Genomic DNA, 15,101 nt, shown 5'->3' on the forward strand with positions numbered 1-15,101 from the left:
ATGCCCGTGGGAATCGTCCACCGCGACGCGGCCACCGCCGAGTTCTTCGACGGCACCGCGCGCGGCGAACTGTTGATCCGGCACTGCGATCAGTGCGGCACCTTCTCCGCTCCGCAGGCGCGTACGTGCCCGCGGTGCGGCTCGCCCGAGCTGTCCTGGACGGCCGCCTCCGGGACGGGGTCGGTGGTGAGCTGGTCGGTGGTGCACACCAAGGGCGCGCCGCCGATTGTGGTCGCGATCGTCGAGCTGGAGGAGGAGCCGTGGCTGCAGCTCCAGATCACCGGTGCCGCGCCCGAGGAGGTGTACGCCGGCCTGCCGGTCCGCGTCGCCTTCGAGCAGCCGGAGGGCGGCGAAGCGGTCCCCGTCTTCCGCCCGGCCTCATCGTGAGCCGCTGAGCAGGCCGGTTTCACGAGTCACGGGCCACGGGCAGGGGGTCGCGAGTCATACCAGCACCGCGCCACCGGCGATGTCGACGATGACGCCGGTGATCCAGCTCGAGTCGTCGGAGGCGAGGAAGAGCGCGGCCCGGGCGACGTCTTCGGACGTGCCGAGCCGCCGCAGCGGGTGTGACTCGGCCAGCGAGCGCTGGACGTCGGCCGGTATCCACTGCTGATTCGTGTCGGTGAGGATCGTCTCCGGGGCGAGGCAGTTGGCGCGGATGCCGAACGGGCCCACCTGAGCGGCCAGATCCTGGGTGAAGAGCTGCACACCGGCCTTCGCCGCCGCGTACGCGACGATCGTCCGTTCGCTCGGCTTACGCCCGGCCGCCGAGGACAGGGTGATGATGTTGCCGGTCCGGCGCTCCTTCATGCCGGGCAGGAAACACTTGACGGTCAGGAAGGTGCCGGTCAGGTTCCGGTCGATGTCGGCCCGCCAGCTCTCCTCCGTGATGTCCTCGATGGGCATGGGGCGGCTGTCCGAGCTGCCGGCGTTGACGACCAGCACGTCGACGTGGCCGTACCGGGCGAGGATCTGCTCGCGGATCCGGTCGAGGTCGGTGGCGACGGTGACGTCCCCGGTCACGCTGATGGCCTCGCCGCCGAGGTCGTCGACGCGCGCCTGGACCGCGGCGAGCGCGGCCTCGTCGCGGCCGTGCAGCACGACTCGGGCGCCGGCCTGGGCGAACGTGGTCGCGATGGCCGCCCCGATCCCTCGGGAGCTGCCCGTGACCAGGGCGACCCGGTCCTTGAGAAGGCTCATCGTTCCTCCGGGGTCAGGCCGTCGCCGTCAGGACGATGATCGCCACGGCCAGGGCGGTGTCGAGCACGAGACAGAACTCGGCGAGCGACCGGGTCACCACTCGGTTCGCCCGGTAGTGGTAGACGTCCCATGCGGCGTGGCAGAGCAGGCCCAGCGCCACCAGGTAGCTGCCGACCACAGCGCCCGGCCGAGTGGAGGGGTCGTCTGTATCGTCATGGTCGTTTACCGCCTTGGGGGGATCGCGCAGTTGCCCTTCATCCTCCATCGTCGGCAGACGATCAGGCCAGGACAGCAACCGGACATTCACCGGACATCAGGCCTCATGGTCCGGGCTACGCGTCGTCGGCCATCGGGCTGAACTGGATGCCCGCCAGCCGCCACGAACCCTCCTGTCTGACCCACGTCTGGGACACCCGCACCCGCAGCGCCACCGCCCGGCCATGAGAGGTCGCCTGGTTGCTCTGCACGTTGCGCACGATCGCGGCGTCGCCGTACATCCGGATGTCGATCTGGCTGGTGTCCAGGGCGTGGTACTGGAACTGGGCGTGGCGTCCGATCCACTGCTCCTTGTCGAGCACGTACCCCTTGGGCCCGATCGACTGGAAGTCGTCGGCCAGTAACTCGCGCAGACGTTCGGCGTCGGCGGCCAGCTCCGCCGCGTCGAACTGCCGCTGAAGGTCGAGAACCGTCTCTTTCTCTCTGCTCTCCATGGGAGCAGAGCATAAGCGGGAGAATCGGCATGGTCACCGGACAAAATGCCATCCCGAATTGTCCGGTTAATGTCCTGGGCACCTTTCTGCTAGCCGCGTGCCGTAAAGTGCAACATCATGGTGGATTGGGGTATTCGGCGGGCTTCGGCGGCGGACCTCGAGGCGATGGTCGAGCTACGCGCTGTGGTGATGCGGGCGGATCTGGAGCGGCTCGGACGCTACGACGAGCAGCGAGTACGGCAGCGGATGAGGGACGCCTACGACCCGTCACACACCTGGGTGATCGAGGTCGGCGGCGAGTTCGCCGGCTGCGTGGCGCTACGGGAGGCCGAGGACGCCCGCTGGCTGGAGCACTTCTTCCTGGCCCCGCACCTGCAGGGTTCCGGCATCGGTTCGGGCGTCCTGCGCGAGCTGCTGGATCGGTGCGACCGTGACGGTGTCCCTGTCCGGTTGAACGTGCTGCAGGGAAGTTCGGCCCGGCGGCTGTATGAGCGGCACGGGTTCACCCTGGAGGCCGAGGATCCGGTGGACGTGTTCATGGTCCGCGGGGTTTCCTGAGATCGGTGATGCGGAGCTTGCCGCTCACGCCGGATTACCGAACCAATGGCCGGCGGCCCGTTCGAACGCTTCACGATCAGGGGCGCGATCGCCTGCCCAGGCGACTATGCCGTCGGGTCGGACGAGTACGGCCCCGAATCCGAGGTCGTTTCTCGCCGGTCCGGCCGCATACCGGATCCGGTTCTTCCAGCCCATCGCCGAATCGTGCAGGCGTCGGTCGGTGCTGAAGTCGAGTGCGACGCCTCGTCCGTCCCGCATCAGGTCGCCGAGGCGAGTGCCGTCCTCAAGGTGAAGGTCCGGGGCGTTGCGGCCGACCAACTGCTGCTCGCTGCCGAGGTCATAACGGAGCGAGGATCCCGATATCTTCTGGAACGCGTAGGTGGTTCCGTCACGGGTTCCGAGCAGGTCGCGGATCACTGTTTGGATGGCCTGGGCGTGCGGGTCCGGCCGCATGACCGCCGTCTGGGCGCGCGTCCAGTCGAGCACCCAGGCGGCGATCGGATGGCGCTCGCGGGTGTAGGTGTCGAGCAGCCCGTCCGGTGCGTCGCCGTCCACGGTCGCCGCGAGCTTCCACCCCAGGTTCAGGGCGTCGCCGATACCGGTGTTGAGTCCCTGCCCGCCAAAGGGAGGGTGGATGTGTGCGGCGTCGCCCGCGAGCAGGACGCGTCCCTGCCGGTAGGTCGTCGTCTGCATCGCCCGATCGGTGAAGCTCGAGGCGAGGTGGACGTCCTTCAGGGTCACGTCGGTGCCGGACACACGGCGCAGAACCGCCTGGAGATGGTCGCGAGTCGGCTCCTGCGAGCGGTCGAACGTGCCGCCGTCGAAGTCCAGCATGCCGATGTGCCCTTCTGCGGCCATCTGGAGGTACATGCCGGTCGCGGTCGGGTTGAAGCCGGGGCGTAGCTTCTCGGGATCGGCGATGGTGGCGAGCATGGTGTAGCCGGTGAACTGCGGCTCGGTGCCGACGAAGTCGAAGCCGGCGAGCCCGCGCACCGTGCTGCGTCCGCCGTCGCAGCCGACGAGCCAGCGCGCCGCGTATTCGTGCTCGCCGGCCTGCGCGACCACGCTTTCATCGGTCTGCGCGATGGCGGAGACCGTGACGCCACGCTTGACCTGCACGCCGAGCTTGGCCGCCCGCTCGGACAGCACCGTTTCGACCGCTTCGAGGCTTGTCAACAAGAACTCCGGTGCCGGGCTGGGCAGCCGGAACGGCAGGGCGGCGAGGTCGACCTTGGCCGGATCGAGCATCATGCCGGCGAAGTGGCCCACGCCACGAGGGGGTGACGGCTCGTCCGCGCTGGGAGCGCCTGAGGCTGTCAGCAGCGGGTGCAGCATCCCGCGTCGGTAGAACGCCTCTACCGACGCGGCGGACAGGCCCCGCGTCCCGAGCGGGTACGCCTTCCACGGGGAGCGAGGCTCCGGCTCCCGCTCGAGCACCAGGACAGAGCAGCCCGCGAGGCCGAGCTCGCAGGCAAGAAACAGACCGACCGGGCCGCCGCCCACGATCACTACATCATGCATGAGAGCCCCCTGTTGCTGACGGACATGTGAACGTGCTCCTATCGGCTGATCCGGCGCGGGACCGCCACCGCGAGAAGTTTGTCTGGGTTGCGAATGGCGTAGAGGTTGGTGATCTTGCCATCGGCGATCTCGATCAGGAAGACGCCTTCCAGGCGCTCGCCGCTGAGGACCAGCGCGGGCGTGTTGTTGCAGTTGACCATCTCGATCCGCAGGTCCGCCAGTCGCTCCTGGCGGAACAGGCTCATCAGGACCGCGGCCACCTTCCGCGCGCCCACCACCGGCCGGCGCGACGCGGTGGTCTTGCCGCCGCTGTCGGCGGTCCAGGTGACGTCCGGCGCGAGCAGCCAGAGCAGCCCTTCCAGGTCTCCGGTGGCCGCCGCGGTCATGAACTGCTCGGTGATCCGCGCGCTGGTCGCGGCGTCTACGGGCTCGAAGCGCTGACGCCGCGCCTGTACGTGCTCGCGGGCGCGGTGCGCCACCTGCCGCACCGCCGCCACGGACTTGCCCACCGCCGTGGCGATGTCGTGGTGGCCGAAACCGAACACCTCACGCAGCACGAACACCGCGCGCTCATCGGGGGTGAGGGTTTCGAGCAGCACGAGCATCGCCATCGACACCGACTCGGCGAGCACCACATCGGTCGAGGCGTCGTTCTCGTCGAGCAGCAGCGGCTCGGGCAGCCACGGGCCCACGTAGTCCTCGCGACGGCGCGCGCTCGCCCGCAACGCGTTGAGCGCCTGACGGGTCACCAGCTGCGCCAGGTACGACTTGGTGTCCCGAACCATCGTGAGATCCACGTTGGCCCACCGCAGATAGGCGTCCTGCAGCACGTCGTCGGATTCGGTCGCCGAGCCGAGTATCTCGTAGACGATCGTGAACAGCAGCGGCCGCAACAGGGTGAACCGCTCGGCGTGCTCGTCGGTGCTCACGGGGAGGTGACCACCCGCGTGGCGGAGGCCGGCTGCTCGGGACGCGGGCCGCCCTTGGGCCAGCTCATGGAACCCGGTTTGCGAGCCTCGCCGCGGATCCGCTTCGCCACCACGAACTTGCAGGTCACCTCCTTGATCGCGGCACCCATGCGGCCGCCGATGAAGACGTTCACCGCGGTGTCGTCCTTGCGGGCGAGCTGTCGTATGCCGGCGTGCCGGCCGAGGCTGACGCACGCCCCCGTGAAGGCCAGGTCGAGCACCGCCGGTTCGGTCCCCGCGATGCGGCTCAGCACGGTGTTGGCGGCCTGTGCCCCGAGCGGCCCGGCGGCGTAGCCGCTCATCCGCAGCGGCTGGCCCGACGGCGCTGCGGCGTCGCCGGCCGCGACGATGCGGTCGTCGTCGACGCTGGTCAGCGTCTCGTCAGTGAGCAGCCGGCCGAGCGCGTCGGTGCGCAGCCCGCTCGCCGCCGCCAGCTCCGGCACACCGAAACCGGCCGTCCAGATGGTCAGCGCGCTCGCACGCACGCCACCGTCGGCGACGACGACCGCCTCCGCCCGCACCTCGCTCACCACGGCGGCCTCGAGCACCACGACACCGTGCCGCGACAGCCATGTGGCGATGTATCGGCGACCAGCCGCGCTGAATGTCGGTGCCAGCGTCCGGCCACACACCAGCGTGACCCTGCGCCCTTGCTCGGCCAGCTCGGCGGCCGTCTCGATGCCGGTCAATCCGCCGCCGACCACGGTGATCGGAGCATCGGGGGGCAACTCCTCCAGCCGGGCGCGCAGCCGCTGCGCGTACTCGAATTCCGCGATGTCGAACGCGAACTCGGCCGCGCCGGGCACCGCTGACGATACGGCCCCGGTGCTGCCCACCGCGTAGATGACGTAGTCGTAGTCCAGGCTACGGCCCGACGCCAGCCGCACGGCGCGGGCGGCGGGGTCGATGCGCGTGACGCTGTCGACGACCAGGCGGATGCCCTCGCCGAGCAGCGTGCCGTAGTCGATCGTGGGGTCGCCGGTACGGGCCACGAACTGGTGCAGCCGGATGCGTTCGACGAACTCCGGGCGCGGATTGACCAGCGTGATGTCGACGTCGTCGCGCATCCGCAGACGGTTGGCCGCGAGCGTTCCGGCGTAACCGCCGCCGATGACCACGACCTTGTGGGATGTGTTGTGTTCGCTCATGCCCTCAGGACACCGCCGACCGCCGCGCCGTGACATCACGCGACGTGACACGCGTCACCCTGTCGCTCGGGCCGAACGCGGTCCACCGGTTGCTGCTTTCGTCGCCAAGCCGCTGCGGTCATCTGTCCTGGTACGCCCGTGGCCAACTGGGCTGGTAGCAGCAGCGCATGCCCGTCTGTACGGCGGTGCGCAGTTCGTCGCCGATGATCGGGTCGATCTCCGCGATGCGGTTCAACGTACGCCGGATGGCCTTGCCCACCGCGACCCTGGCGCGCTCGGCGCTTCCGGCGAAATGGCGGGTCCGCTCGCCGAGGCCGGTGGCCGCGGCCAGTTCGTCGAGCAGCCAGTCGCGCTCGGCGCGTACCGCGGCGACCCGTTCTGGGTCGTTCATCGACTCGAGCTCGTCGATCTCGGCCTGTAGCTGCGACAGCCGCTGCATGTAGCGGCGTTTGGCCAGGTCGTCGAGCACCGGCTGGGCGCTTTCGCCGTCCCGGCTCGTCGACTGGCTGGGCAGCGCGGAGCCGGCGGCCAGTTCGAGGGCGGAGATCTCCTGGTACGGGTTGGCGAGCAGGAGCGCAAGGTGGTTCATGCCCACGCTGTGGTCGACGTACGCGATCCGGCCGGCCAGCTCGATCCGCCATTGCCGTCCCCAGCGGTGGCAGGACACGGCCGACCGGCCGCTACCTTCGATCGGCGGGTGATCCTGCCGTGCCAGCAGGGCGCCCAGTTCCAGCAGGCAGCGCTCGGCGCGCGCGTCCGTGGGCTGGCACAGGTCGACGATGCGCCGCAGTAGCTCCATGAGCAGGTCGGCGCGACCGCCGTCGCTGATGCTCGGCCGCATGTCCATGACAGACGGGCTGGTACGCCGCGCCATGCTGCCCCCTTATAGCCGTAATGAGTCCCCGTGCAGTGGTGTGTGGCTCGACCGTACGAGGACGGGGCGGCGGCGGGGATCGGTGGCCGATCCCTATATTGCGGCGGGCGATGCCTAACTTTCCGCCCTGGGTTCCCGCTCGGCCAGGCCGAGCCTGATGGCCTGGTCGGCGGCGGCGTTGCGGCTCGGGGCGCCCAGTTTGGCGAGGATGGACGAGACGTGGTGACCGACGGTCTTGACGGAGATGAAGAGCTTCGCGGCGATCTCGGCGTTGGTGCACCGGGCGCAGAGCAGGGCGAGCACTTCGTGTTCGCGCCGGGTCAGCCCGAACGGATGCCCCCGGGTCGCCGCCCGCGGCCCGGCAGGGAGTGACCGGGCGCCGAGTTCGCGTAGTTTGCGCCTGACGATGCGGGTGGCGGGGAAGGCGCCGAGGCCGGTGAGGATCTCCAGGGCCTGGCGGAGCTCCGGCTCCCGTGGGGCGTGTGCCAGGGCCAGCGCGGCGTCGTACGGGCTGTGCAGCACGGTCCAGGCATGCGCGGCCTTCGCCGCGTCGCCACCGAGTTCCAGCCGGTACGGCTCGGCGTGCGCGCCATGCGCCGGGCGGCGAGAGCCGGTCCGCCGCAGCCAGACGGCGACCGCGCCGAGATCCCACGCGTCGCACCCGTCGGAGGCGTCCGCCGCCAGTTCGGCCTCGCGGCGGGCGTGGTCCGCCTTCCCCTCCAGCCAGTACGCCTCGGCGCGGGTGAGCCGGACGGGCACGATCTGCTGCGGCTCGCAGGTACGGTCGGCGATCTCGGCCGCCTCGTCCAGATACGCCCAGACGCCGGGCTCGCCACGGCGGGCGTGGATCGCGCCGAGCTTGCGTACGATGCACAACCGGCTGCACGAGGAGAGCGGCGTGACGGCGAGGATCTCGGCGCAGAGCGTCACCGCCTCGTCCCAGCGTCCCGTCCGCTCCAGCATGGTGGCCTGCTCACTGCGCAGGTGCATCGCGTACGTGGTGAGATCCCGCTCATCGCAATAGGCGAGGCCCTCGACCAGTAACGGCTCGGCCGCGGCGAACCGCCGCTCGCTCACGTACGTGGCGCAGAAGTTCGCGAACGCCCGGCCCGCCTGGTCCTGGTGGCGCCCGGACAGACCGAGGTCCAACGCCCGGCGCATGCCCCCCACCCAGTCCTCGCCCTTGGCCGCGGCCGACGCCGCCATGGTGTTGAGCACGTCGCTGAGCACGTCGGTGGCACCCAGACGCTCGGCGATCGTCTGTGCCCGCCGTGCCAGGTCGATGGCCGCGTCGTGCTGGGCCTGCAGCATGCGCCGGTTGGCGAAGATGGCGTACGCCCAGGCCAGCTCGACGCTCGGCCCGAGTGGTTCCAGGACCGACACGGCGGCTTCGACGGCGGCGACCGCCTGATCCGCGCGGACCAGGTTCCACAGGGTGCGTGACAGCCGCCGCAGCGTGTCGCCCTCCCGCAGCCGATCTCCCGCCTCGCGCCACTGCGCCAGCGCGTGCTCGCAGGCATCCGCCGCATCCTCCCACTGGTCGAGCAGCGCCGCCTCGTCGGCCAGCCCCTCGTACAGCCTGGCGATCGTCGCGCTGTCGGCCCCGTCCGCGAACCGCAGCGCCCGCCGGAACTGCGCCGCCGCCTCACGGTGCGAGGCCAGCCACGCCGCACGGCGGGCGGCGGCGGGGGCGTGACGCAGGACCGCCTCGGCATCGCCCGCCGCCTCGGCGTGGAAGGCCATCCGGGCCTCGTCGTCGCAGCCCAGGTCGGCCAGCGCGGTCAGGACGAGACCGTGAATGGCCCGGCCGCGATGCGCCGAGACCGCCCCCGCCACCGCCAGCCGCGCGATCTCATGACGGAACCTCAGCCACGGGCCGTCCTCGATCACCAGCCCGCACCCGAGCAACTCGTCCAGGGCGGACGGCGGGCAGCCGGTCACCGACTCCAGTAATCGCGACTCGACCCTGGTCCCGGTCAGCGCCGCCACGTCCAGCACCTGGCGGGACCCGCCGTCCAGGCGCGTCGCCCGCGCCAGCACCGCGTCCCGCGCCGACGGCGGCACCTCTGTCACCCCGGCCTGTACGACCTCGGTCACGTAGAACGGGTTCCCGCCGGTCAGCCGGTGCAGCGCGGACGCCTCCCACCCGCTCCCACGAGCCAGCAGCCCCACGGCGTCGGCGGACAGCGGCGCCAGCGCGATCCGCCGCGTCGGCCGCTGCGAAGCCAGATCGCCCAGGGTGACCCGGAACAGGTCATCCGCTGCTCGGCCCTCGTCCCGATAAGTGGCGATGACCAGCACCGGAGCGCCCCAGAGCCGCCGGCTGAGGAACCGCAGCATGTCCAGAGTGGCCTCGTCGGCCCAGTGGACGTCCTCGACCGCGACCACGTTCAGCGTCCCGGGCTCGCTGACCTCGTGCAGCAGCCCACGGAACAACTCCTCACGCCCGGCCCCCGCGCGACACAGCTCCAGCAGCGCGCCCCGACGCTGGTCCGCCACATCGAAGAGCGGCCCGAGCGGTCGTGGAGTGAACAGCCCGTCGCACATCCCCCACGACCACCGGGCATCCAGCAGGTCCTCCTGGAAGCGCTCCACCAGCGCCGACTTCCCGACACCCGCCTCACCCGAGACCAGAACCAGCCGCCCGGCACCCTGCCTGGCCTCGGCCGCGTACTCAGCCAGCGCCGCCAGCGACGGCTCCCGCTCCAGCAACCGCATGCCCGCAGTATCCGATAAATCCACGGAAACCGTAAGACGAAGGATCGTCGCCCGCCTTCGGGCGACGGGCGCTGAAGGGCTTCAGTGCTGCTCCACCCCGTTCACGAACACCTTGCGCAGGCTCAGGTCGTCGGTGAACGTGATCGTGTTCGCGCCGGTGATGTTCGTGAACGCGCACTTCTCCAGGCGTACCCCGGTCAGGTGGTCGGTCTCCAGGCCGACGAGGTTGAGTACGGCGTCGGCCCCGTCGAGCCTGGTCCGCTCCATCCGGATGTCGCGGACCGACACCGGCTCGGTGCCTCCTTCGTTGCTGTTGTAGGCCATGTTGACGAACATCACCTCGCGGTCCACGTTCTGGCCGGTGAAGCCGCGTACGTAGACGCCCTCGATGAAGGCGCCGCGCTTCTTGCTGGCCTTGATGTAGACGGGGTACTTCACCGGGTAGTTGCCGGGGAAGTCCGGCGAGTTGATCACGCACCGTTCGGCGAAGACGTTGCGGACGCCGCCGGACATCTCGCTGCCGACCGTGATGCCGCCCCAGCGGCCGGAGAAGGCGCAGTCCTGGACGACGATGTTCTCGCTGGGCACGCCCACCCGGCGGCCGTCGGCGTCGCGTCCCGACTTGACCGCCACGCAGTCGTCGTTGGTGTTGAAGCGGCAGTCGTGGATGTGCACGTACGACGATGCCTCGGGGTCGCAGCCGTCGGTGTTGTACAGCGTGCTGACGACGGTGATGCCGCGCACGGTGACGTTCGTGGACAGGACCGGGTTCACGGTCCACATGGCCGGCTCGAGGATCGTGAGGTCGCTGACCAGGATGTTCTGACATTTCACGAACTGGACCATGGCGGGGCGCAGATAGTGGCCCGCGCCGAACACGCGCTGCTCGACCGGCACGCCGTCGTCGCCCATCTTGCGCAGCGCCCGCTGGTCGGCGCCCTGCGGGCCGCTGTTGGCGTACCAGCTCTCCCAGGGGCCCTGCCTGGCTTGGCCGTCGAGTGTGCCCTTGCCGGTGACCGCGATGTTCCGCTGGCCGTGGGCGTAGATGAAGGGACTGTAGTTGTAGCACTCCGTGCCCTCCCACCGGGTGAAGACGACCGGCAGGTAGGCGTTCGGATCGGTGCTGAAGGCGATCACACCGCCCTCGGACACGTGCAGCTCGACGTTGCTGAGCAGATGGACGGCGCCGGTCAGGAAGCGTCCCGGCGGGACCACGACCCGGCCGCCGCCCCTGCGATGGCACTCGGCGATCGCCGCCTTGAACGCGGCCGTGCAGTCGGTCGTGCCGTCCCCCACGGCGCCGAACGCGGTGACATCCCACCTTCGGTTGGGGAAGCGTGGAGGCCGGATCTTACGCAGGATGTCCGGCACCTGGTGCCAGGGATCGGCTGACCGGGCCTCGGCCTGCGCCGACGCTGTTCCGGGGACGAGTGTGGCTGCGGCTAGAGCGCCGCCGGCCTTCAGTAGAGATCGTCTGGATGGCATGGTCACCACCGGGGGGTGCGGAGACATCGGATCTCTGGAGCGTAAATGCGGCCCAGGCGGAATTCAATTCTTGACGAAGGAAATGATGAGATTCGCTCGATCCCTGCTGGCCTCTGTGGCGCGGAGCTAATCGTCGGTCGGCCCTGTGACCCTCGCCCAGTGCGGTAATGCCGCGCCCGGTGCAGGCGGGCGGAACGGGTCGCCGACCGGCAGCCAGGCCGTGTCGGCGTCCAGGCCGAGCCTGCCGACGTCACGGGTCAGGGCCTCGACGGCGGCTCGTACGGCGCCGCGCTTCTCGCCGTGGCGGCACACCAGGGCCCAGGTCCAGTACGGCGACGGGTCGATCACCGGTCGCCGGACGAGATCGGGCGGCAGGGGAGTGGTCTGGCCCTTCGGTGAGTTGATGACGGGGCGGCGTAGCCGGCGTACGTGGTCGAAGAACGCCGCGCCGGTGATGCCACCATCGTCGATGTGCACAGTCTGGGATCCGGTATCGCGGGCGAACTCCTTGGCGTAGCGGTTCCAGGAGTCCCAGGTGACGGTGTCGGCGTCCAGCAGTACCAGGGTGTCCTTGGCTCGGACCGCCGACGCGTCGGTGCCCGTGGAGATCGCGTGGAGCCGATCCGCGCCGATCAGCCGAGCGTCGAGGTCGTAGGCGGCCAGGTCGTCGGTCTGAACCCAGCAGATGGCCAGGTCGATGCTGCCATCGGCGACCCGACCGGCCTGGGTGTGTGACGGCATGACCCACGCGTCGACGTGCAGCTGCGCGATGCCGGACATGCGGGCGGCCAGGTCGGGGGGTCGCCAGTTGACGTACCCGAGCCGGACCGGTTCGGGGGCGGCCAGGCGGGCCGCCGACCGGCGCACCTCGTCGGCCTGTTCGAGCAGCGCCCGGGTCGGGGTCAGCAGCGCCGCCCCGGCCTGAGTCAGCGCGACCGAGCGGCGGTCCCGGTCGAACAGCCGCACCCCCAGGTCCCGCTCCAGCGCCTTGATCTGCTGGGAGAGCGACGGGCCGGCGATGCGCAGCCGGGTCGCGGCGCGGCCGAAGTTCAGCTCTTCGGCCACCGCGACGAAATAGCGCAGCTGGCGTAGCTCCACCCGCCCATCGTAGTGCGGTAGGAGGCTGTGCCTACCAGCAGAGAGCAAGCCCGTCGTGGCGCGACGGCGACCGCTGGGTGCACGATGGAAGCCATGGCCCGAGGGCCGGTCGGGACACGGCCGCCCGTTGTCTGAGCCACTCCCCCCACACCGGCACCGCCGCAGGCGCGGTGCGGGTCACAGGTACATATGCACTCACAAGGGGGAAGTAATGAGTACGCCGAAAGTCGCCGTGATCACCGGCGCCTCCCAGGGCATAGGCGCGGCGCTGGTGGCCGCCTACCGCAAGCTCGGCTACGCGGTCGTCGCCAACTCCCGGTCGATCGCGGATTCCGACGACCCCATGGTGCGGGCCGTCGCCGGTGACATCGCCGCCCCAGACGTCGGGGCGCGGGTCATCGAGCAGGGGCTGAAGGCGTTCGGCCGCATCGACACGTTGGTCAACAACGCCGGCCTCTTCGTGGCCAAGCCGTTCACCGACTACACCGACGAGGACTACGACCTGGTGACGGGAGTGAACCTGCGCGGGTTCTTCGAGATCTCCCAGCGGGCCATCGAGGCGATGCTCCGCCAGGGCGGCGGACACATGGTCAACATCACCACCAGCCTGGTCGATCACGCCAACAGCAAGGTGCCGTCCGCGCTGGCGTCGCTGACCAAGGGCGGCCTCAACGCGGTCACCAAGTCACTGGCCACCGAGTACGCCACCCGGGGCATCCGGGTCAACGCGGTCGCGCCCGGCGTCATCCGCACTCCGATGCACCCGGCCGAGACCCATGAGTTCCTGGCCGAGCTGCACCCTGTGGGCCGGATGGGCGACATCAGCGACATCGTGGACGCGATCATCTATCTCGAGAACGCTCCGTTCGTCACCGGGGAGATTCTGCACGTCGACGGCGGGCAGAGCGCCGGTCACTGAGCCGGTCACTGAGCCGGTCACTGAGCTGGTGGGCGGGCAGTCGGTGACCCCGGGCGCCGTCCGCCCCCACGTGCCGTAAGAGCCGAAAGAAGGGCGCATGTTGACAGCCGTACCGGAGCAGACGATCGAGGCGACCTCGCTGGAGCGGCCTTGGCGGGTCGTCGGGCAGGGCGCGGCGGCGCTGGCGGCGGGCATGGGGATCGGCCGCTTCGCGTACACCGCGATCCTGCCCCTGATGCACGCGCACGCCGGGCTGTCGCCGCAGCTCGGCGCGCACCTGGCCACCGCGAACTACATCGGCTACCTCCTCGGCGCGGTCGCCGCGATCATCGCCCCCGCGATGGCCGCCTCCCGGACGACGCTGCGTCTGTCGCTGGTGATCCTGATCGCCACGCTGGCCCTCATGCCGCTCACGCACGTCGGCGCCCTCTGGTGGCTGCTCCGGCTGGTCGCCGGGGTCGCGAGCTCGCTGATCTTCGTCGTCGCGGTCAACGCCATGCTCACCGGGCTACGCGGCCACGCCCACCATCTCACCGGATGGGCTTTCGGCGGCATCGGCGCCGGGATCGCCCTGTCCGGCGTCGTCGTGCTGATCCTGCGTACCGCCGGAACGTGGCAGCAGGCGTGGTGGACCACGGCCGCACTGACCGCCGTGTTCACGGCCCTGGCCTGGCAACTGCACACCGGCCCGGTCCCGCCCCACGCCGCGCCGGTCCCGTCCCGTGCGGCGTCAGTCTCGACCCACGAGGCGCCGATCCCGACCCACATCGCGCCGGACCCGATTCGCGCGGCGCCACGCCCCTCCCGGCGCGGTGACGCGGTCGGGCTGCGCTGGTTCGGTGCGTTGCTGGTCGGCTACACCCTCGAAGGGACCGGGTACATCATCGCCGGCACCTTCCTGGTCGCCGCGATCGACCAGACCGCGCCCGGCTGGGTCGGTAGCTCCGCCTGGATACTCGTCGGCCTGGCCGCCCTGCCGTCGTCGGCCCTGTGGGCCTGGTTCAGCCGTACGTGGTCGCGGCCGACGCTCCTTCTCGTCGCGCTCGTCGTACAGGCCGTCGGCATCGCGCTACCGGTCCTGGTCAGCGGGGTCGCGACGGCTCTGGTCTCGGCGGTGCTGTTCGGCGCCACGTTCCTCGGCATCGCCTCCCTGACCCTGGCCGTCGGCGCCCACCTGCGGATCCCGCGGGCGGTCGCGATCCTCACCACCGGCTACAGCGTCGGGCAGATCCTCGGTCCCCTGGTCGTCACCCCGCTCCTGCACCAGGGCTACAACCAGGCGCTGCTCGTCGGCGCCGCCCTCGTCGCGCTGGCCGCGGTCGCGACCGGCGCGCTGCGCCACCGCTTCCCGCACCACCTCGGCCCGCTGCCCCGCCTGGTCGACACCGCCCGCCGGAGCTGAACGCCGATGCCCATCACGATCCACCCAGCCGACCACTGACATCCGACCGACCGCTGACATCCGACCGACCATTGACATCCGACCGACCACTGACATCCGACCACTGACAGGAGAGCGCCATGACCAGTGCCGCCGAGGCCGAGATCCTCCACACCGTCCTGGACCGATGGAAGAGCGCCGTCGACGCGCACGACCCCAAGCGCGTGGCGTCGTACTTCACCGACGAGGCGATCTTCCAAGGCCTGCACCCATACGGCGTCGGTCCCGAGAGCGTCGCCGAGTACTACGACTCGCAGCCGATCGGCATGACCGCCGCGTACAACATCCTGGAGACCCGGCGGATGGCCGACGACCTCGTCCTCGGCTACCTGCACGTCGACTTCACCTTCACCGACCGGCCGGTCGTGACGGTCAACCTGTGCGTGCTGGCGCGGCGGGTCGGCGACGACTGGCTGATCGACCACTATCAGGTCTCACGGCTGCCCTGATCCCCTGAAGCG

The 15,101-nt window shown here is 70.3% G+C and carries 15 protein-coding genes; 5 read left to right on the plus strand and 10 right to left on the minus strand.

Annotation, left to right across the window (positions count from 1 at the left end; genetic code table 11):
• Positions 1-387: a Zn-ribbon domain-containing OB-fold protein gene (locus AB0B61_RS10045; protein ID WP_358430287.1), complete on the plus strand. Its 387-nt coding sequence runs from the start codon at positions 1-3 to the stop codon at positions 385-387.
• A 54-nt stretch (positions 388-441) separates the two neighbouring features.
• Here AB0B61_RS10045 and AB0B61_RS10050 read toward each other — a convergent pair whose 3' ends face one another.
• The 3 genes from AB0B61_RS10050 to AB0B61_RS10060 form a co-directional block, all read right to left on the minus strand.
• Positions 442-1,200, minus strand: a complete 759-nt coding sequence (locus AB0B61_RS10050; RefSeq protein WP_358430289.1) for a glucose 1-dehydrogenase — start codon at positions 1,198-1,200, stop codon at positions 442-444.
• Positions 1,201-1,213: 13 nt separating this feature from the next.
• A complete protein-coding gene (locus tag AB0B61_RS10055; protein ID WP_358430291.1) occupies positions 1,214-1,465 on the minus strand; it encodes a hypothetical protein in 252 nt (83 codons plus the stop codon).
• Positions 1,466-1,532: 67 nt separating this feature from the next.
• Positions 1,533-1,910, minus strand: a complete 378-nt coding sequence (locus tag AB0B61_RS10060; RefSeq protein ID WP_358430293.1) for a nuclear transport factor 2 family protein — start codon at positions 1,908-1,910, stop codon at positions 1,533-1,535.
• Positions 1,911-2,027: 117 nt separating this feature from the next.
• On the opposite strand from AB0B61_RS10060, the gene AB0B61_RS10065 reads away from it, so the two are divergent.
• Positions 2,028-2,468, plus strand: a complete 441-nt coding sequence (locus tag AB0B61_RS10065; protein WP_358430295.1) for a GNAT family N-acetyltransferase — start codon at positions 2,028-2,030, stop codon at positions 2,466-2,468.
• 24 nt (positions 2,469-2,492) lie between these two features.
• On the opposite strand, the gene AB0B61_RS10070 is transcribed toward AB0B61_RS10065, so the two are convergent.
• From AB0B61_RS10070 to AB0B61_RS10100, 7 genes are all read right to left on the minus strand, one after another.
• Positions 2,493-3,989, minus strand: coding sequence for an FAD-dependent monooxygenase (locus tag AB0B61_RS10070; RefSeq protein WP_358430298.1), 1,497 nt, complete (start codon positions 3,987-3,989; stop codon positions 2,493-2,495).
• Positions 3,990-4,027: 38 nt separating this feature from the next.
• Complete coding sequence (gene sigJ / locus AB0B61_RS10075; RefSeq protein ID WP_358430301.1) at positions 4,028-4,918, minus strand: RNA polymerase sigma factor SigJ; 891 nt, start codon at positions 4,916-4,918, stop codon at positions 4,028-4,030.
• Positions 4,915-6,105 carry an FAD-dependent oxidoreductase gene (locus AB0B61_RS10080; RefSeq protein ID WP_358430304.1) on the minus strand — a complete coding sequence of 397 codons (1,191 nt, stop codon included), beginning with the start codon at positions 6,103-6,105 and terminating at the stop codon, positions 4,915-4,917. Before AB0B61_RS10080 ends, sigJ begins: the two co-directional genes overlap by 4 nt.
• Positions 6,106-6,223: 118 nt before the next feature.
• Entirely contained in the window at positions 6,224-6,979 is a 756-nt protein-coding gene (locus AB0B61_RS10085; RefSeq protein WP_358430306.1) for a hypothetical protein, read from the minus strand.
• 114 nt (positions 6,980-7,093) lie between these two features.
• Complete coding sequence (locus AB0B61_RS10090) at positions 7,094-9,697, minus strand: AAA family ATPase (protein ID WP_358430307.1); 2,604 nt, start codon at positions 9,695-9,697, stop codon at positions 7,094-7,096.
• A gap of 81 nt (positions 9,698-9,778) precedes the next feature.
• Entirely contained in the window at positions 9,779-11,182 is a 1,404-nt protein-coding gene (locus tag AB0B61_RS10095; protein WP_358430309.1) for a glycoside hydrolase family 28 protein, read from the minus strand.
• Between the two features lie 126 nt (positions 11,183-11,308).
• Positions 11,309-12,280 carry a LysR family transcriptional regulator gene (locus AB0B61_RS10100; RefSeq protein WP_358430311.1) on the minus strand — a complete coding sequence of 324 codons (972 nt, stop codon included), beginning with the start codon at positions 12,278-12,280 and terminating at the stop codon, positions 11,309-11,311.
• A gap of 211 nt (positions 12,281-12,491) precedes the next feature.
• Here AB0B61_RS10100 and AB0B61_RS10105 point away from each other — a divergent pair, with 211 nt between their 5' ends.
• The 3 genes from AB0B61_RS10105 (at position 12,492) to AB0B61_RS10115 (ending at position 15,089) form a co-directional block, all read left to right on the plus strand.
• Positions 12,492-13,199 carry an SDR family oxidoreductase gene (locus AB0B61_RS10105; RefSeq protein WP_358430313.1) on the plus strand — a complete coding sequence of 236 codons (708 nt, stop codon included), beginning with the start codon at positions 12,492-12,494 and terminating at the stop codon, positions 13,197-13,199.
• Between the two features lie 97 nt (positions 13,200-13,296).
• Positions 13,297-14,601 carry a YbfB/YjiJ family MFS transporter gene (locus AB0B61_RS10110; RefSeq protein WP_358430315.1) on the plus strand — a complete coding sequence of 435 codons (1,305 nt, stop codon included), beginning with the start codon at positions 13,297-13,299 and terminating at the stop codon, positions 14,599-14,601.
• Between the two features lie 119 nt (positions 14,602-14,720).
• Complete coding sequence (locus AB0B61_RS10115) at positions 14,721-15,089, plus strand: hypothetical protein (protein WP_358430318.1); 369 nt, start codon at positions 14,721-14,723, stop codon at positions 15,087-15,089.
• Positions 15,090-15,101 lie beyond the last annotated feature (12 nt).

The organism is Nonomuraea sp. NPDC049158 (assembly GCF_040648335.1).
GTDB lineage: Bacteria > Actinomycetota > Actinomycetes > Streptosporangiales > Streptosporangiaceae > Nonomuraea.